Below are 16,852 nucleotides of genomic sequence, written 5' to 3' on the forward strand. Positions count from 1 at the left end.
ATATCGTTTAATTGTTTACCAGTTTCATAGAGCCTTCGTTATATCTTTCCCCTACGTTTGGATATTTTTTAAGTATGGAATCAATTGTAGCCAGATCAGATTCAGAAAGGTGGATACTGGCGGCTGCAACATTCTCTTCCAGGTATTTGATTCTCTTAGTTCCGGGGATCGGAATAATATCATCACCCTGATTCAGTACCCACGCCAATGCCAGCTGGGTCCCTTTCACTCCTTTGGAGGCGGCAAAGTCATTGATTTCTTTTGCCAGCTTTGTATTGTTATCTATATATTCCTTTTGATAACGGGGCAGTGATTTTCTGAAGTCATCATCTCCAAAATTCTGAACTTCGTTGATATTTGCAAAAAGCCCTCTTGCTAAAGGTGAATAAGGAACCAACGTAATTCCAAGTTCCCTGATAGTTGGCAACACTTCTTTTTCAATATCTTTGGTAAGGATGGAATATTCTGACTGCAGGGCGGTAACAGGATGTATTTTATGTGCTTTTCTGATTGATTCCGCGGAAGCTTCAGAAAGCCCGATATACTTCACCTTCCCGGCTTTTACCAATTCTGCCATTGCTCCTACTGTTTCTTCTACCGGAACATTAGGATCTACTCTATGGGCGTAATATAAATCGATGGTATCTATCTTTAACCTTTGAAGACTAAGATCTACTGCTTGCCTGATCCATTCCGGGGAGCCGTCAAAGTAAGTGCCCGGAGCTCCGCTATGGCTGGCTTTTCCATCTTTAAACCTGAAACCGAATTTGGTGGCAATAAAGATCTTATCTCTGTTCGGGACCAGCACCTTAGAGATTAATTTTTCGTTTTCACCATTGGCATACATATCTGCTGTATCCCAAAAATTCACCCCTAAATCTAATGCCCTATGTAAGGTGTTAATGCTTTCCTGTTCATCTGCAGGTCCATAAGCAAAACTCATTCCCATACAGCCTAAGCCTACTGCAGACAGCTGCTCTCCCGTACTTCCTAATTTTCTAAATTTCATGATGGTTGGATTTTAATTGTATAAGACAAAATTAGAATATGTAACGGCAGGCTGCCATATAGAATTCAAACTAAGAATTATAAAATTCAAACAAGATTCATCCTTAGAGCATTGGGAGTCATCCCTGTTTGTTTTTTAAAATAATTGGTGAAATAGGCTGGTTCTTCAAAGCCTAATCCATAAGCAATTTCAGTAATATTCCAATCTGTATGTTTAAGTAAAGCATAAGCTTCCCGGATAATTCTTGCTGCGATTTGCTGACTGGTTGTTTTGCCGGTCATTTCTTTGACGGAACGGTTCAGGGAATTCACATGAATGGACAGGCTCTGCGCATAGTCATTCGGTGTTTTTAATTTAAGGGATGCTTCAGGGCTATCAATAGGAAATTGCCTTTCCAGAAGTTCCATAAATAAGGAAGCTATTCTTTGGGAAGCGTTCTGATACGGTTCAAAGCTTTCTGCCGGATGCATTTTCATAGTTTCGTGGATCATCAGATAAAGATATGCCCTGAGCATATCATATTTGTGAATATAATCCGACTGAATTTCCGTCATCATCTTTATATAAACATCTGAGAGTATTTTCTGCTGTTCTTCATCTAAAAAGAAAACAGGAGTTCCTCCAATTTTAAATAGCGGAGAATCCTGAAGATTGCCCAGCCGGCTTCCGTTCTGCAGAAATTCTTCTGTAAAAAGGCAAAACCAGCCTTTCTGATCTACATCCTCGGCCTCCCAGGAATAAGGAACTATGGGGTTGGAAAACATCAGTGCGGGACGGTCTACATGAATCCATTTATTGGCATAATGAAGCTTGCCTTTTCCTATAATAAGTGAAATTTTATAATAATCCCGCCGGCTATAGGGACTTAAAAGCGAGCAGTGCTCACGTGAGAAAACATTAAAGTGCCCCATGCCATTTGTTCCGGGGCATTGTAATCCCAGATTGGGAGCATTTCTTTCATAAAAGCCTTTTAGTGATTCGTTGGGTTCCATAAATCAAAGTTATAAAATTCAAACAAATTAAATGATAAAATTCTGGCATTTAAAATGGATATTATTATCTGAATCTGCCTAAAAATGAATACGACAGACAGCACTTCCAACAAAAATGACCGGCAAAACTGCCGGCCATGTTAATAGTGATATATATAGTTGATAATGGTTTAATCCCAATCTCCGTCATGCCCGTGATGACGGTGTTTATTTTGTTTCTTATAATACTTTCTTTGCTCTTTATAATATTTTTCCTGTTCTTTACGGTATTTTTTATAATCATTTTTATTCCTTCCATATATGATCACAGGATTTTGTCCTCTATAGTATCTTTTTTTAAAAATGATGTACTTTTCTCTTCCCAGAATCCTTTCCAGCTCTGAATACCGGTCTCCTCTCCATCTTCCCGGATCTACTACATACACCCGGTTCCAGGAATCATAGTCCCTGTATCTGTTGTTTAAAGCATAGACCTGGTTGGCCTGAGCAGTAGAAAGTAACAGATCTGCCACTACAGTCTGCCAGTTGATATCTGTAATACTTCTTCTATAATCATTATAATAATCTGACTGAGCATAACTCAGGCTGAAAGTCCCGATAAAAAATGCAGTCAACAATAACTTTTTCATTTCATTCCACTTTTGAATTAAACATGGTGATACAGTCAATTAAAGTGCCAATTATTCATCACAATTCTTAAGATTTGTTAAAAAAAATCATAAACTATTGATTATCTTTTAAATAATTTCTAAAATTATGCATAATCACTTATCTTTATGGTAAGAGGCCAATACCTAACTCTATTATCTTATAAAATTCGTTAAGATTCTTAAAAACTATATTTCATATGGTTAAAATTTGTAATTTTAAAGGAGAATGCTTTTGAGGATCCTCTGCATTTTATTTTTATCAATCAAATCTCAGAAATTATGGAAAATATAAAATTTGAAGTATCTCCATATCAGGATGAATTACAACTGCTCATTGACGGTAATAAAGCAGGCTATATGTCCATAGAGGTTGACGGAAGGCTGCTCATTGTGTATTACACCAAACTTAATGAAGAATTGGAAGGACAAGGGTATGCCAAGTTATTGCTGGATGAGCTGGTACGTTATGCGGAAGAAAAAGATTTGCTGGTAGACCCGGAATGTGATTTTGTACGCCAGCAGTTTGAAAATCATCCCAGAAGATATAAAGACATCTGGCATGCCTGAATCAGTTTTCCCACCAGACTTTAAATTCCTGATTTGAAAGATTCAGCTGTACAACCTCTCCTATCATGGGAGTAAGGATATGTAATCCTTTATCTTTTCCCAGACTTGTAATCTTCTGCAAGGGTTCATTCCAGGGGTGAAGTGCCAGCGCAAATTTTGAAGAATGCACAGGCAAAATATATTTTGCTTTAAGATCAACAGCTGCCTGGATGACATCTTCAGGTAAGGTATGAATGTATCTCCAGGCCTCACCATATTGTCCGTTTTCAAGAATGGCATAATCAAACGGTCCATATTGTTCTCCGATATTTTTAAAATGAGAATCATAGCCGCTGTCACCACCCAGGAATATTTTCTTCGTTGGGGTTTCCAGCACATATGAAGTCCAAAGGGTATCATTTTGTCTTATTCTTCTTCCCGAAAAGTGCCTTGCCGGTGTAAAAATGATTTTTATATTATTTTTTAGTAAAATTTCTGTGCCCCATTCTTCTTCAATCAGTTTACGTTCAGCATATCCCCATCTTTCTAAATGTGCTCCCACACCTAATGGCACAATAGCCATCCCGGTCCGTTTTTCTATTGCCTTTACAGTGGGATAATCCAAATGATCGAAATGATCATGGGTAATCACCAGGTAATCAATATCCGGCATATCTTCAGGCTTAAAAATATCCGATCCTTTGAACGCCTTATTGAAATATTTAAAAGGTGAGCCGTACCTACTCAGCACCGGGTCTATCAGAAATGAAATTCCGTCCGTCTGCAAATAATAAGAGGAATGCCCCAGCCAGATGAATACATCTGCAGTTTTATCCAGTCTTTTCAAATCCGTGTGGACAGAAGGAATGGGATGCATCGGTTTCAGCAACGGATCTTTTTTGCCAAAAAAGAAATCATAAGTCACTTTTGACATTTTATAACCTTCAGCAATAGATGGGGTATGGCTGAGATTCTGAAACTGCTTTTTGTAATAAAGCTCTGAGCGTTTAATACGTTCCAGCCGCTTTCCTTTCGGAACAGCACCGAAAGCTTTTCTGTTAATTACTATAAAATAAACAACAATTAATAGGGTTATAATCGTAATGATCCAATATATCATTTGCAAAAAAATGGATATCAAATGTATTGACTTTTATCTTTACATGAAAATCTGAGCCCTCTGCAATGCCTTTTTAACTAAATTTATCATGCTTTAAAAAAAATTATTATTCATTTGAGTGATCATTTATTTAAAACTCTTTAATTTAGCAGCTTAAAAAAACTCAAAAAGACATTGAAAAATTATTCGGTAATATTTATTCTCGCCTTGCTTTCATCATGTGCTTCTGTTAAAAAGCATAATGCCCAGCGAGATTCATGTATTCCCCCTGAGCTGCTCAAAGAGGATGTAGACTATGCTTATTCAAAGCTTCAACAAATGCATCCGCAGCTTTACTGGTACATTTCCAAACCCGAATTGGATCACAAATTTGACAGTCTTAAGCAAACGATTACAGAGCCCCTTACTCCTCTTCAGTTTTATTTTAAACTTCAGCCCATTATTGCCGGCGTTCGTGAAGGGCATCTTTCTTTAAGGATTCCGAGAAGAAAATTCAGCAAAAAAGAAATCAAAAAACTGGAACATACAAAAGGTTTATTCAGCCGCTTTGAATATTATATATCCGGCAACCGGATGTATATTATTCAGAACCCGGATTCCATTGAAAATATAAAACCCGGAACCGAACTGATAAGCATCAATAATGTTCCTGTAGCAGATTATATTATAAAATACAGAAAACTGATCAGTAGTGACGGATATAATGATACTTTTCAGCCTTATTTTCTGAAGGATCTGTTTTTTAATTTTTATACCGCAGAAAATGGTCTTTCCAATACTGCAATGATAGAGACCCTTTATCATGGTGAAAAACGAACCTATAAATTAAGCAGGGAGCACAAATCGGAAACTGATCTTGAAAAAGATAAGGAAATGAAAAAACGGACACTTGAAAAGAAAGTCAATGATTATGTTGCTTCCAGCAATTCCTACAACCGGAGTTTTAAATTTCTGGATAAGGACAGCACTATTGCCTATATAAAAGTAAAAAGCTTCTCCAGGGAATATTCTGATCAGTTTTATAAAGAGACATTTTCTAAAATTAAGGAGGCCGGGTCTTCTTATCTTATCATTGATGTCCGCAACAATTACGGAGGCTCACTACACGAGATTAATAATTTGTATTCCTACCTGGCAGATAAACCTTTTACGTTGATCAAGCCTTCCCAGGTAACCTCCAGGGATATTCCGCTGCGTACAAATTACTTTAGAAAAAGTAGCCCTCTGGAATATGCATTTAAAAGTATTGCCTATCCAAGCTATTTTTTTGCCCAGGCATTCAGCACCTATAAAAAAGACGGTAAGGTTTTCTATAAAATGAAAGTAGATAAGCCTACGAAGCCTAATAAAAATGCTTTCCACGGAAAAGTTTATGTTCTGATCAATGGTGGAAGTTTTTCGGCTTCTTCCATTATAACGGCAAAGCTTAAAGATAATAAAAGAGCTACCCTTGTGGGAGAAGAAACCGGAGGGGCTAATGATGGAACAGTTGCAGGGTTTTATTCTTATCAGCAGCTGCCCAACAGCCAGATCAAATTTCCTATCGGGCTGCTTCTTGTACAGCCTAATATCAATTTTTCAGATACCAAAAAAGGAGTTTCTCCTGATATTTCCATTAAGGAAAGTATGCAGGATATTATTGATCAAAAAGATCCGCAATTGGATTGGATAAAAGCCGAAATCGATAAAGAGAAGCAAAAACAAAAGTAAAAGGTATCGGCGGGCTTTCAGCCCGCCGATACCTTTTATGCTCTATTATCTGTTTAAGAACCTCTTTCTTCTATACATTCCAGCATTTTCAAAGCCAGTCCTTCTGCTATGGAGATTAGAAAATATAATCGGTACTTAAAAAGTTGGAATCATGATCCCTAACAATGGTATTCAGTAGTTCTTTATTGGATTCCGTCAATTTTGCAGCCACTAAGGACCTGATTGAAAAGGAACGGAGGGCATCAAAAACAGAAAGGGTACCTTCGGCACTGTCTTTTCTGCCGGTAAAAGGAAATACATCCGGGCCTCTTTGTGCCTGACAATTGATATTCACACGGCTTACAAGATTTACGAAAGGATCAATCAGTTTTGCTACTTCCTGCGGATCTTCACTGAAAATACTTACCTGCATCCCATGTGAAGCATTCACCTGATAATCGATAGGTTCCTCAATATTCTCAAACGGGACCACCGGAATGACCGGGCCAAACTGCTCTTCATGATATAGTTTCATATCACTGTTAACGGGATAAACCACCGCAGGGAACACAAAAGATTCTTCCGTATATCCTCCTTCTTTATTTAAAACGGCAGCTCCTTTAGCCAATGCATCGTCAATACATTCTTTTAAATAAGGAGGTTTGTTCACTTCAGGAAGAGGAGTTATTTTCACATCTTTTTCCCATGGTAATCCCGGCTTCAGTGCAGAAACCGCTTCACTCAATCTGGTTGTAAATTCTGCTGCAATTTCTTTTTGAACAAAAATTAATTTTAATGCTGTGCAACGCTGCCCATTAAAAGAAAGGGCACCAAGGATACACTCACTTACAGCCACATCAAGATTGGCATGTCTGGTTACAATCGCGGCATTTTTAGCGTCCAGACTCAGGATGGCTCTTAAACGGTTCACTTTCGGATGCAGCTTTTTCAGGCCATTGGCTACTTTACTGGATCCGATAAAAGCCAGCACATTGACTTTTCCACTTTCCATAATAGGAGTAATAATTTCCGAACCTTTCCCATACAGGGTATTTACGGTTCCCTTAGGAAAAGCCTCCCTGAATGCATCTAATAAAGGATAATGTGCCAATACCCCGTGCTTAGGTAATTTAAATAAAATGGTATTTCCCATAATCAATGCAGGAATCAAAGTGGTAAAGATTTCATTCAACGGGTAATTGAATGGTCCCATACTCAACACAACCCCCAACGGAGCCCTTCGGATCTGCGCTATCGTTTCTTCCGCCTGCTGGAAACGGGAAGATTCCCTGTCTAAATCTTTAAGTGCATCAATAGTCTGATTGATATAATCTACGGTACGGTCAAATTCCTTGGTGGAATCTGCCAGTGTTTTTCCTATTTCCCACATCAGCAATCTGATAATCAGATCCCGCTGCTGAATCATCAGGTATACAAATTTCTGCATGCATTTGATTCTACCTTCTACCGACATGGTGGGCCATTCACCAAGACCATTGTCATAAGCTTTTACACAGGCTTCAAGAACCTCCATGGCTTCTTCGGGGCCGATATCCGGGATACTGCCCAAGAGTTTTCTTTCCAGTCCGTTTTCAGTAGGGATACAAACCGGGGAATAGATATTCTGTGTTGCTCCTTTCCATTCTACCAGCTCACCATTCAGGAGATAGACTTTCTGATGAATTTCGGGTACTTTATATTCTTCCGGGATTTTGCCTTCGCTTTTAAAAATATCTTGAAATGATGCATTGTTTGCTGAACTCATATTTTTAATATTTAATAATTTGAATCTGAACTTTTGAAGAATAAAGGTAGAGGTAAAAATTCATTTTCAGAATAATGATTCAATAGATTCGCTCTATTTAAAAGCTATTTGAACGAAAATTAGCCCAGCCAACTGAAAAAAAGGATAATTTTGTAAAAATAAATTTTCAATGTTTTCAAAAATAGTTTTCAGTACATTATTTTTTTTCTCGGCATATGGTTTTGCTCAAAATACCCAAACTGCCAATACTGTTTTGATGAAAGGACAATCTGTACACACCTACTCCAGATTACCCGAAGTAAATAAACCCGCTCCCAGGTTTATTCTTACGGATGTAAATATGAACGATCAGAGCCTGGACGCTTACAAAGGAAGGTATATCATCCTTAATATCTTTCCGAGTGTAGACACAGGAGTTTGCTCCGCTTCAGTTCACCATTTCAATGAAGAAGCAGCCAATCTTCCTAACACGGTAGTTCTCTGCATTTCTAAAGATCTGCCTTTTGCTCAGAAAAGATTCTGTGGGGCCGAGGGGATAGACAGAGTGGTCATGCTATCGGATTTCCGTTCCGATTTCGGATGGAACTACGGGGTGGAAATGATTGATTCATCCATGAAAGGACTTCTCAGCAGAGCTGTTGTAGTAATTGATCCTTCGGGGAAAATTATTTATGAAGAACAGGTTCCCGACATTTCCCAGGAACCTAACTATGAAGCAGCGATCCGGGCTGTGAAACAATAAATAAAAAACCTCCGGTCATCTTGCGTTCCGGAGGTTTTATTATTCTTATCTTCTTTTTCCTTTCTTCTTGGTGGTAAACACAATTGCACCGTTTTTAGCATCTTCGCCATACTTTTCTATGGCTTCCTTAGCAATAAAAGTATTAACAGTTTCAATACTCTCCGGTTTTATCGCACGTAATTCTTCTATAGAAATCTTTTTATCATTTAATAATACCAATGGCCTTTTTTCCGGTGTTAAAACGGGAGTGCCGATTTTTAAAGACGGATTCCTATTGAAAGGATCAGTGGATATTACATTCTGTACTTTTTCGATCTCCGGTTTTGTTTCCTGTGAATGCAAAGCTGTAAAACCAATGAAAAGCAATATCCCGAAAACCAGTTTACTCGTTAATGAAAAAGTAAGGCTTCCCCCAAGCTTATTTTTCCGAAACCTTCCGCCAATATCTTTATCAGGATCAAAAATGTTGATGGGTTCTTCATCTGAAAAAGATGTGAAATCATGAACGGCTTTGGAACAAACGGAGCCGAATTTTCCTTTTTCACCGGCAGTTATGTTATCCCAGGTTTTATGACAGGATTTGAGGATGGTAATTTTCATAGCGGGCATTTTATCTATAAAGATGCTTTATTGGTGAAAAAGGTTGGAAACAATATTCTTCTCGCGAGAACTTCAAACAAAAGTTAAGCCTCTGTCAACACTTCCCCATCCTTCAAAACCATATATTCCTGCCCTATTTCCTCAGAAACTTTTTTCAGATCATTCTCATCAAACAATTGCGGGATATAGCATTTCTCATGTGCAAACAACCCATAATGTATAGGAACCAGCTTTTCAGCATGTAAAAGATGAGCTGCGGCAAAAGCTTCTTTCAAATTAAGAGAAGCCGGAACCGGGCTGTATTCCAGTCCAATGATTTCAAAATTGACAACCACTCCATTCACAGGTAAAAAGGCATAATCGATATCCTTGTTTTCTTTTCCAAGTTTCCAGAACTGATTGTGCCAGATGGTATCTCCGCCATGGAAGATCTTTGTTTCTCCGTCATCTACAATCCAGGAAGACTGTATTTCTCCTACTCCATCCATGGCAAATACAGGTTTGAAGGTCATATTGTTTTCTGTAAAGGTTTCATTAAGATCAAGAACAATGATCTCCACCTCATCCAAAATTTTTCTTACCACAGCTTCAAGCCCTTTGTATACGATCAGCTTTCCGTCTTTTTTTAAACATTTCCTGATGACTCCTTTATCAAAATGATCGAGATGCATATGTGTAAACAGAATGTAATCTGCCTGTACATGATCTGAGAACTGCATCACCTGCTCTACAGCATCTCCCAGAACGGGTTTGTAATAGGAAAAATCCTCTGCTGCGTCTATTAAGATGGTTTTGCCATTGGAGATCAGCTTTACTCCTGCCCAGTTTAATTTTTGTATTTCCATAATTTCTTTTTTTACAAAGAAAAAGAGTTACGGAAGGCGAGACAATAAACAAAAGATAATTAATTAAGGTTGAAAGATGGAAGCACGAAGATGGAAATAACGGTTGTTCTAATTTGTGATTGCTTTTTTGAATTGATGAGTAATGCAGATCATTGTAAGCGCCAAGTTTTTATTTATTAACCGCAGCTTATAAGGAAGAAGATGGCGAAAAAACCGTCGGTTTATGGATAACTCTTGCCTTTAAGTAATCCTCTTTCTGATCCTGCTTAAAGAAATAGGAGTGATGCCAATATAGGAAGCCAGATATTTTAAAGGAATATTCTGAATATAATGAGGTTTGTTTTTGAGTAAGTATTCATAGAGGTCCTGAGGCGTATTTTTAAGCAGAAGCATTTCGCGTTTCATGGCGGCGTTCAATTTCCGGCTCAGATAATAGTTTTGTACAAACCGGCAGTGGGGATTGTCAGCAAACATTTTTTTTACCTCATCCAAAGTTATTTCCCATGCCAGCCCATTCTCCAGGGATTCATAGATTGCATCGGGCTCTTCTCTCCCGACACTAAAGATATCTCCGGGAAAATAAAAATCTGCTGATATTTCTACCTCAATATCCGATACCGTATTGATATAATATTTCCGGACAACCCCATCTTCAACAAGATAAGCCTTATTGTCCGGAAATATATTTTTCTTTGAAAATGATACTTCAGTAAATTTTTCCCAGACAGGGTCAGTCTCCTCAACATTGAGGTGGGAAAATAGCTTTTTATTAATGGTTACTGAAGCCAAAATCTTATTATTTACAATAAATTTTCATCTACAAGGTTAGGCAGGGTCACCTTTAAATTAGGTTCAGCCTCCATTGCTCTTTTAATAGCAAAGATAGCGCCTTCGTTTCTTGCCCAGCTTCTTCTTGAAATTCCATTATTTACATCCCAGAACAGCATAGACTTTAATCTTCTGTCTGCGTCATCACTTCCATCCAGCAGCATTCCGAAACCTCCGTTGATTACTTCTCCCCAGCCTACGCCACCTCCATTGTGGATAGAAACCCAGGTGGCTCCACGGAAACTGTCGCCAATCACGTTATGAATAGCCATATCTGCTGTAAACCTTGAGCCGTCATAGATATTGGAAGTTTCTCTGTAAGGAGAATCCGTTCCCGAAACGTCATGATGATCTCTTCCCAATACAACAGGTCCGATCTCCCCGTTTCTAATAGCTTTATTGAAAGCTTCTGCAATTTTCATTCTTCCCTCAGCATCTGCATACAGGATTCTAGCCTGTGAGCCTACTACCAGTTTATTTTCCTGTGCTCCTTTAATCCACTGGATATTGTCTTTCATCTGCTGTTGAATTTCTTCAGGGGAATTTTTAATCATTTCCTCCAAAACAGCACACGCAATATCATCGGTCTTTTGTAAGTCTTCAGGTTTTCCGCTTGTACATACCCAACGGAACGGCCCGAAACCATAATCAAAACACATTGGCCCCATAATATCCTGTACATAGCTTGGATATCTGAATTCCCTGCCCAGTGCCGGGTTTTCTGCCATCACATCTGCCCCGGCCCTGGATGCTTCCAATAGAAAGGCATTTCCGTAGTCGAAGAAGTAAGTTCCTTTCTGTGTATGTTTATTAATGGCTGCCGCATGTCTCCTTAAAGTTTCCTGAACCTTTTCTTTGAATAATTCAGGGTCTTCAGCCATCATCTTATTGGATTCTTCAAAACTCTGTCCTACAGGATAATATCCACCTGCCCATGGATTATGAAGAGACGTCTGATCTGATCCGATATCAATTCTTAAATCTTCCTGATCAAATTTTTCCCAAACTTCTACAATATTCCCAAGGTAAGCCAAAGAAACAGTTTCTTTATTTTCCTGTGCTTCTCTCACTCTCTTTACCAATTCATCCAGGTTTTCATGAATTTCATTGACCCACTTCTGATCATGGCGAATTTTTGTGATTTTTGGATTTACTTCTGCACACACGGTAACACAACCGGCAATATTTCCGGCTTTTGGCTGAGCTCCACTCATTCCCCCTAATCCGGAAGTTACAAAAAGGCCTCCTTTGGGTTCTTTATTGATCTTTCTGAAAGCATTCAATACGGTAATGGTTGTTCCGTGAACGATACCCTGGGGCCCGATATACATATAACTTCCCGCAGTCATTTGCCCATACTGCGTCACTCCCAGAGCATTGAATTTTTCCCAGTCATCCGGTTTTGAATAATTGGGAATCATCATTCCGTTGGTTACCACCACTCTTGGTGCATCCTTATGAGAAGGGAACAATCCCATCGGGTGTCCTGAATACATCACTAATGTCTGCTCGTCCGTCATTTCAGACAGATATTTCATGGTCAAAAGGTACTGTGCCCAGTTGGAAAATACGGCACCGTTTCCACCATAAGTGATCAGCTCATGTGGATGCTGAGCTACTGCATAATCCAGGTTATTCTGAATCATCAGCATAATCGCTTTTGCCTGTTCGGATTTTCCCGGATAATCTGTGATAGGCCTTGCCTTCATTTCATAATCCGGACGGAAGCGGTACATATAAATTCTTCCATAATCTTCCAGTTCCTGCTTGAATTCAGGAATCAAGGCGGCATGAAACTGAGGATCAAAATAACGTAAGGCATTCTTTAATGCCAGCTTTTTTTCTTCTTCTCCTAAAATTTCTTTACGCTTCGGCGCATGGTTGATATTCGCTTCGTATGGTTTTGGTTGTGGCAGCTGATCAGGAATCCCCTGCTGTATCTGTTCTTGAAATGTCATATTGCTATTTAACGGTCTATGTTTTAAACAATGTTTGAAGTTTTAAAGATATTCAAATTAGAAAATATAGACAAGGGGAGAAAAACGAAAAAGGCAATTGCTTATTTACAGTTCATTATTCCGCATTTTTACAAACCAGAATCCTGTTTTGAATACTATGTTTGAAAAGCACCTTAATTCCTCTCCTTCCGGGGAACGGGAATTTTCTTCTTGCCGGATAAGATTACCTTTCAAAAATAAACCTTACTGAATTCAGCGAGGTCGGTTTTGTTTGTAAAAGTTTAAGTTAAAACATCATCGTTTTCCTCTTCATGATCGTCGTTATTATCACTCAGGCTCCAGTAATTATTTTCTTCATCTTCTGCACCTATTTCCTCCATATCATCATCTTCTTCTCCTCCGGGAATATCCAGACCTCCGTCTATTTTATCTTCATCTTCATTTTCATTCCAGATAGGATTGCCGTCTCCGTCAAGGGGAATATGCTTCTCTTTTTTAAATATATCTTCGTTGGGATTATAATCCATTTCTTCCAACCTTCTGTTTTGCTGATTAATATTGTCTTCTGGTATCATAACATTTGGTGTTTAAGGTTTACTGGTTTAGAACAAAAATAATTCCAAGTTTTCATGAATGCTGATCATAGACTTCAGGATTGACGCAATATGGCATTTTTTCATCTTTTGAAAAGGCAATAATATTTTCTGCCGCCCGTCTTGCCATACCGTTTCTGGCTTCCATGGTTGCAGACCCGATATGAGGCAGTACACAAACATTTGAAAGCTCTAAAAGCGGATTGTCCTGCAACATAGGTTCCGGATTGGTAACATCAAGACCGGCGCCCCAGATCTGTTTTGAAACCAGTGCATCATACAAATCCTTCTCATTCTGGAAACCGCCCCTTGCCGTGTTGATAAAAATAGCACCGGACTTCATTTTTTCAAACACGAAACGATCGAAAAGTTCTTTCTGTCCGGGAGTATAATTGGCATGAATACTCAATACATCTGAATTTGCAACCAGTTCTTCAAACGAAACATAGGTTGCGCCCAATTCCCTTTCTGCTTCATCATTCCGATGCCGGTTATGATAAAGGATATTCATATCAAAAGCTTTCCGGGATTTTTTAGCCATTTCAAAACCAATTCTACCCAGCCCATAAATGCCTAGTGTTTTTCCATAAAGCTCCTGTCCCAAAGCATGTAAAGGATCGAATGCTCCCCAATTGCCATCTTTTACTTTCTGAAAATTATAGCTTGCCCTTCTTGCCACCGACTGCATCAGTAAAAACGCAACATCTGAAGTTGCCTTGCTTAAAACATCGGGAGTATTGCCGACCGGAATATTCCTGCTGTTAGCTTCTTTAATGTCTACATGATCAAATCCTACAGAATACAAAGCAATTGCCCTGACGTCCGGGCAGGCTTCAAAGAAGTTTTTATCATATTTAAATTCTGCACCAATACTTAAAATTGTGTCGGTATTCTTACAGTAATTCAGCCATTCTTCATAGGAAAGACTTTCTTCTTCCGGCAAAATAATTTCAAGGCCTGCTTCGTTCAGCATTGTAATTCCTGTTTCAGGAATATTCTTATTAATAAAAACTTTCATTGTCTGGATGATTTTTTAAACAAAAAACCTCACTCGCAAAAGTAAGGTTCCTGAACTTTAATATTAAAAATTATTTCTTTTCATCTGAATGGTTTTTGTTTTTCTCCCAGGCTTCTGAAGCAATTTCCTGAATTTCCGTCCAAACTTCTTTTGCTGACTTCTGAGCCTGAGCCATAAAACCCTGCTTGGTGGCTTCCTGATTCTTGCTTTTCATGTCATTGATATAATCTTTCACCTGCTGGGAATAGCTTTCTACACTATATCCGGGATTGTTATGCAGATTTTTCTGAAGATTACTAAAATCATGCGACGCCTTAAATCTGTTCGTATCCATAATAATAAGATTTTAGTGATTGGGTTCTTATATGAGTCCAATTTTCATTCCGAAACAGATTTAAAATTTATTAAAAAAGATTAAATCCTATTAATTTATTTAACTTTAAAAGGCAATAAGATTTTGTTTTTGAAACAAGTATGAGGAGCGGGCTTTGAGCCGCCAGGCAATATGAGTTTGATTAAATTACTGATTGGTACTTCCCAGCATAGGGACGAATTTATAGGCTCCGAATTCTTCCTTTTCAAATTCTGTAGGTCCTACTTTGGTAAATCTGTACAATACCTGTTCATCCGTCGGTCCCAATGGAATTACCATTTTTCCTCCTATATTAAGTTGTTTCAGCAGTTCAGCAGGTAAGGTGGAAGCACCACACGTCACGATAATTTTATCGAAAGGAGCAAAAGTCGGCAACCCGGCAAAACCGTCTCCGAAACTCTGAAATTTTGGATAAAGATGGAGTTCTCTTAATTTTTTCTTTGAGAAATCAAACAAATCCTTTTGTCTTTCCACAGTATATACGTGTGCTCTCATTGCCAATAACACAGCAGTCTGATACCCGCAACCTGTCCCGATTTCCAATACCTTCTCTCCAGGTTTTACCTGCAATAACTCCGACTGTTCAGCCACCGTTGACGGATGGGAAATAGTCTGATGAGCCAGAATAGGGAAAGCCCGGTCTTCATAGGCAAAATCTTCAAAAATACTTTCAATAAAAAGGTGTCTCGGAACTTCATTCATTGCCGAAAGTACATTTTCATCTGAGATCCCAATTCTCTGCCGGAGATAATCGACTAAAATTTTTCTTTTTCCTTTATGTACAAACGAATCACGCATCATTATTTAAATAATAGTTATTAGGTACCTGTATTAGTTTTTACAAAAGTAACAAAACAATCTATACTGATCAACTCAAAAGCCTTTCCCGTTCTGTATTCCTTCAATAAAATTGCTGGCGGATCTTTTCTCTTATCTGTACTGATCATCTGAAATGTTTCCACGGGAAAAGTCATGTATCATTATATAAGGACATTCACTATATTTACAAAAATTTAATACAGGTATGTTAAAAGCAGGTTTGGTAGGTGCCGGACACTTGGGAAAAATACATTTAAAGCTTCTTAATCAATCAGATAGATATGAATTGATAGGATTCCATGATAAAGATGTTGAAAATGGAAAGAAACTGGAAGCAGAATTCGGATACAAATATTTTGAAAATTTTGATGAATTGCTGAGCCAGATTGATATGCTGGATATTGTAACGCCAACAGTTTATCATTATGATTATGCTTTAAAAGGCATCGAAAAAGGACTTCATTTTTTCATTGAGAAACCGGTTACCCAAACGCTTGAACAGGCTGAAGAAATCCTGAAATTATGTCAGGAAAACGGGATTAAAGCTCAGGTAGGTCACGTTGAGAGATATAATCCGGCTTTTATTGCCACCAAAGAATATATCAAAAATCCAATGTTTATTGAGATCCACAGACTCGCTGAGTTCAATCCACGCGGAACTGATGTTTCTGTAGTCCTGGATCTGATGATCCATGACCTGGATATTCTGTTGAGCATGGTAAAATCCAAAGTGAAAAATATCCATGCCAGCGGCGTTTGCGTGGTCAGCAAAACACCGGATATCGCTAACGCCAGAATAGAGTTTGAAAATGGCTGTGTTGCCAATCTTACTACATCCAGGATCTCTATGAAAGCCATGAGGAAAAGCAGGTTTTTCCAGAAAGACGCTTATATCTCCGTTGACTTTCTGGAGAAAAAGGCAGAAGTAATCAGAATGAAAGATGCTCCGGAAAACCCTACTCCATTTGATATGATCATTGAAAATGCAGATGGAGAGAAAAATCAGATCCTGTTTGAATATCCGAACATTGAACCCAATAATGCTATTCTGGATGAATTAAATTCTTTTGCTGATGCCATTACCGATGGTAAAAATGTGGAAGTCTCCTTAGAGGACGGAACTGAAGCGCTGAAAGTAGCATTGGAAATTATGAAGCTGATCAGCTGATAACAAAATAATCTGCTGTATCATCTATGGCAAAATCAGAATCCTATCTCGTACCTTTTAAAGCTACAAGATAGGATTCTGATTATTCAGCAAAGAAAACTCTTATAATTTCGTCAATTCAATATTTACGAAAATTG

The 16,852-nt window shown here is 38.3% G+C and carries 17 protein-coding genes; 4 read left to right on the top strand and 13 right to left on the bottom strand.

Annotation, left to right across the window (positions count from 1 at the left end):
- Positions 1–7 precede the first annotated feature (7 nt).
- The 3 genes from OK18_RS20050 to OK18_RS20060 all read right to left on the bottom strand — a co-directional run bounded on the left by OK18_RS20050 (position 8) and on the right by OK18_RS20060 (position 2,630).
- Positions 8–1,009: an aldo/keto reductase gene (locus tag OK18_RS20050; RefSeq protein WP_050020376.1), complete on the bottom strand. Its 1,002-nt coding sequence runs from the start codon at positions 1,007–1,009 to the stop codon at positions 8–10.
- A gap of 86 nt (positions 1,010–1,095) precedes the next feature.
- Positions 1,096–2,001: a helix-turn-helix domain-containing protein gene (locus OK18_RS20055; RefSeq protein WP_053329162.1), complete on the bottom strand. Its 906-nt coding sequence runs from the start codon at positions 1,999–2,001 to the stop codon at positions 1,096–1,098.
- A 170-nt stretch (positions 2,002–2,171) separates the two neighbouring features.
- A complete protein-coding gene (locus OK18_RS20060; protein ID WP_053329163.1) occupies positions 2,172–2,630 on the bottom strand; it encodes a hypothetical protein in 459 nt (152 codons plus the stop codon).
- Between the two features lie 300 nt (positions 2,631–2,930).
- Between OK18_RS20060 and OK18_RS20065 the strand changes: the two genes are divergently transcribed.
- The gene (locus OK18_RS20065; RefSeq protein WP_053329164.1) at positions 2,931–3,218 is read left to right on the top strand and encodes a GNAT family N-acetyltransferase; all 288 of its coding nucleotides are present in this window, start codon (positions 2,931–2,933) and stop codon (positions 3,216–3,218) included.
- 1 nt (position 3,219) lies between these two features.
- Here OK18_RS20065 and OK18_RS20070 read toward each other — a convergent pair whose 3' ends face one another.
- Positions 3,220–4,317 carry an MBL fold metallo-hydrolase gene (locus OK18_RS20070; protein WP_053329165.1) on the bottom strand — a complete coding sequence of 366 codons (1,098 nt, stop codon included), beginning with the start codon at positions 4,315–4,317 and terminating at the stop codon, positions 3,220–3,222.
- 174 nt (positions 4,318–4,491) lie between these two features.
- Between OK18_RS20070 and OK18_RS20075 the strand changes: the two genes are divergently transcribed.
- Positions 4,492–6,027 carry a S41 family peptidase gene (locus OK18_RS20075; RefSeq protein WP_053329166.1) on the top strand — a complete coding sequence of 512 codons (1,536 nt, stop codon included), beginning with the start codon at positions 4,492–4,494 and terminating at the stop codon, positions 6,025–6,027.
- Positions 6,028–6,142: 115 nt separating this feature from the next.
- On the opposite strand, the gene OK18_RS20080 is transcribed toward OK18_RS20075, so the two are convergent.
- Positions 6,143–7,771 (bottom strand): NADP-dependent glyceraldehyde-3-phosphate dehydrogenase, encoded by a 1,629-nt coding sequence (locus OK18_RS20080; RefSeq protein ID WP_053329167.1) that lies wholly within the window; start codon positions 7,769–7,771, stop codon positions 6,143–6,145.
- Between the two features lie 169 nt (positions 7,772–7,940).
- Here OK18_RS20080 and tpx point away from each other — a divergent pair, with 169 nt between their 5' ends.
- Complete coding sequence (tpx, locus tag OK18_RS20085; protein ID WP_082129239.1) at positions 7,941–8,513, top strand: thiol peroxidase; 573 nt, start codon at positions 7,941–7,943, stop codon at positions 8,511–8,513.
- Between the two features lie 45 nt (positions 8,514–8,558).
- Here tpx and OK18_RS20090 read toward each other — a convergent pair whose 3' ends face one another.
- The 8 genes from OK18_RS20090 to OK18_RS20125 all read right to left on the bottom strand — a co-directional run bounded on the left by OK18_RS20090 (position 8,559) and on the right by OK18_RS20125 (position 15,526).
- A complete protein-coding gene (locus OK18_RS20090; protein WP_156173342.1) occupies positions 8,559–9,113 on the bottom strand; it encodes a hypothetical protein in 555 nt (184 codons plus the stop codon).
- Positions 9,114–9,196: 83 nt separating this feature from the next.
- Positions 9,197–9,958 (bottom strand): MBL fold metallo-hydrolase, encoded by a 762-nt coding sequence (locus tag OK18_RS20095; RefSeq protein WP_053329169.1) that lies wholly within the window; start codon positions 9,956–9,958, stop codon positions 9,197–9,199.
- Between the two features lie 240 nt (positions 9,959–10,198).
- On the bottom strand, positions 10,199–10,747 hold the full coding sequence (locus OK18_RS20100; protein WP_050020367.1) for a Crp/Fnr family transcriptional regulator: 549 nt from the start codon (positions 10,745–10,747) through the stop codon (positions 10,199–10,201).
- 11 nt (positions 10,748–10,758) lie between these two features.
- The gene (locus OK18_RS20105; protein ID WP_053329170.1) at positions 10,759–12,744 is read right to left on the bottom strand and encodes a urocanate hydratase; all 1,986 of its coding nucleotides are present in this window, start codon (positions 12,742–12,744) and stop codon (positions 10,759–10,761) included.
- 281 nt (positions 12,745–13,025) lie between these two features.
- On the bottom strand, positions 13,026–13,319 hold the full coding sequence (locus tag OK18_RS20110; protein ID WP_050020365.1) for a hypothetical protein: 294 nt from the start codon (positions 13,317–13,319) through the stop codon (positions 13,026–13,028).
- Positions 13,320–13,371: 52 nt separating this feature from the next.
- A complete protein-coding gene (locus OK18_RS20115; RefSeq protein WP_053329171.1) occupies positions 13,372–14,355 on the bottom strand; it encodes a 2-hydroxyacid dehydrogenase in 984 nt (327 codons plus the stop codon).
- A 70-nt stretch (positions 14,356–14,425) separates the two neighbouring features.
- On the bottom strand, positions 14,426–14,689 hold the full coding sequence (locus OK18_RS20120; protein ID WP_050020364.1) for a hypothetical protein: 264 nt from the start codon (positions 14,687–14,689) through the stop codon (positions 14,426–14,428).
- Between the two features lie 186 nt (positions 14,690–14,875).
- On the bottom strand, positions 14,876–15,526 hold the full coding sequence (locus OK18_RS20125; protein ID WP_050020479.1) for a protein-L-isoaspartate(D-aspartate) O-methyltransferase: 651 nt from the start codon (positions 15,524–15,526) through the stop codon (positions 14,876–14,878).
- A 226-nt stretch (positions 15,527–15,752) separates the two neighbouring features.
- On the opposite strand from OK18_RS20125, the gene OK18_RS20130 reads away from it, so the two are divergent.
- On the top strand, positions 15,753–16,715 hold the full coding sequence (locus OK18_RS20130) for a Gfo/Idh/MocA family protein (protein ID WP_053329172.1): 963 nt from the start codon (positions 15,753–15,755) through the stop codon (positions 16,713–16,715).
- Positions 16,716–16,852 lie beyond the last annotated feature (137 nt).

The sequence above is a fragment of the Chryseobacterium gallinarum genome, from assembly GCF_001021975.1.
In the GTDB taxonomy this organism is placed as follows: Bacteria; Bacteroidota; Bacteroidia; order Flavobacteriales; family Weeksellaceae; genus Chryseobacterium; species Chryseobacterium gallinarum.

What these genes read in the sequence shown, in the direction of transcription:
- OK18_RS20095 (WP_053329169.1), bottom strand. Translation starts at nt 9,958, where the DNA reads ATGGAAATACAAAAATTAAACTGGGCAGGAGTAAAGCTGATCTCCAAT.
- OK18_RS20110 (WP_050020365.1), bottom strand. Translation starts at nt 13,319, where the DNA reads ATGATACCAGAAGACAATATTAATCAGCAAAACAGAAGGTTGGAAGAA.
- OK18_RS20090 (WP_156173342.1), bottom strand. Translation starts at nt 9,113, where the DNA reads ATGAAAATTACCATCCTCAAATCCTGTCATAAAACCTGGGATAACATA.
- OK18_RS20080 (WP_053329167.1), bottom strand. Translation starts at nt 7,771, where the DNA reads ATGAGTTCAGCAAACAATGCATCATTTCAAGATATTTTTAAAAGCGAA.
- OK18_RS20125 (WP_050020479.1), bottom strand. Translation starts at nt 15,526, where the DNA reads ATGCGTGATTCGTTTGTACATAAAGGAAAAAGAAAAATTTTAGTCGAT.
- OK18_RS20050 (WP_050020376.1), bottom strand. Translation starts at nt 1,009, where the DNA reads ATGAAATTTAGAAAATTAGGAAGTACGGGAGAGCAGCTGTCTGCAGTA.
- OK18_RS20130 (WP_053329172.1), top strand. Translation starts at nt 15,753, where the DNA reads ATGTTAAAAGCAGGTTTGGTAGGTGCCGGACACTTGGGAAAAATACAT.
- OK18_RS20120 (WP_050020364.1), bottom strand. Translation starts at nt 14,689, where the DNA reads ATGGATACGAACAGATTTAAGGCGTCGCATGATTTTAGTAATCTTCAG.
- OK18_RS20070 (WP_053329165.1), bottom strand. Translation starts at nt 4,317, where the DNA reads ATGATATATTGGATCATTACGATTATAACCCTATTAATTGTTGTTTAT.
- OK18_RS20055 (WP_053329162.1), bottom strand. Translation starts at nt 2,001, where the DNA reads ATGGAACCCAACGAATCACTAAAAGGCTTTTATGAAAGAAATGCTCCC.
- OK18_RS20065 (WP_053329164.1), top strand. Translation starts at nt 2,931, where the DNA reads ATGGAAAATATAAAATTTGAAGTATCTCCATATCAGGATGAATTACAA.
- OK18_RS20115 (WP_053329171.1), bottom strand. Translation starts at nt 14,355, where the DNA reads ATGAAAGTTTTTATTAATAAGAATATTCCTGAAACAGGAATTACAATG.
- OK18_RS20105 (WP_053329170.1), bottom strand. Translation starts at nt 12,744, where the DNA reads ATGACATTTCAAGAACAGATACAGCAGGGGATTCCTGATCAGCTGCCA.
- OK18_RS20060 (WP_053329163.1), bottom strand. Translation starts at nt 2,630, where the DNA reads ATGAAAAAGTTATTGTTGACTGCATTTTTTATCGGGACTTTCAGCCTG.
- tpx (WP_082129239.1), top strand. Translation starts at nt 7,941, where the DNA reads ATGTTTTCAAAAATAGTTTTCAGTACATTATTTTTTTTCTCGGCATAT.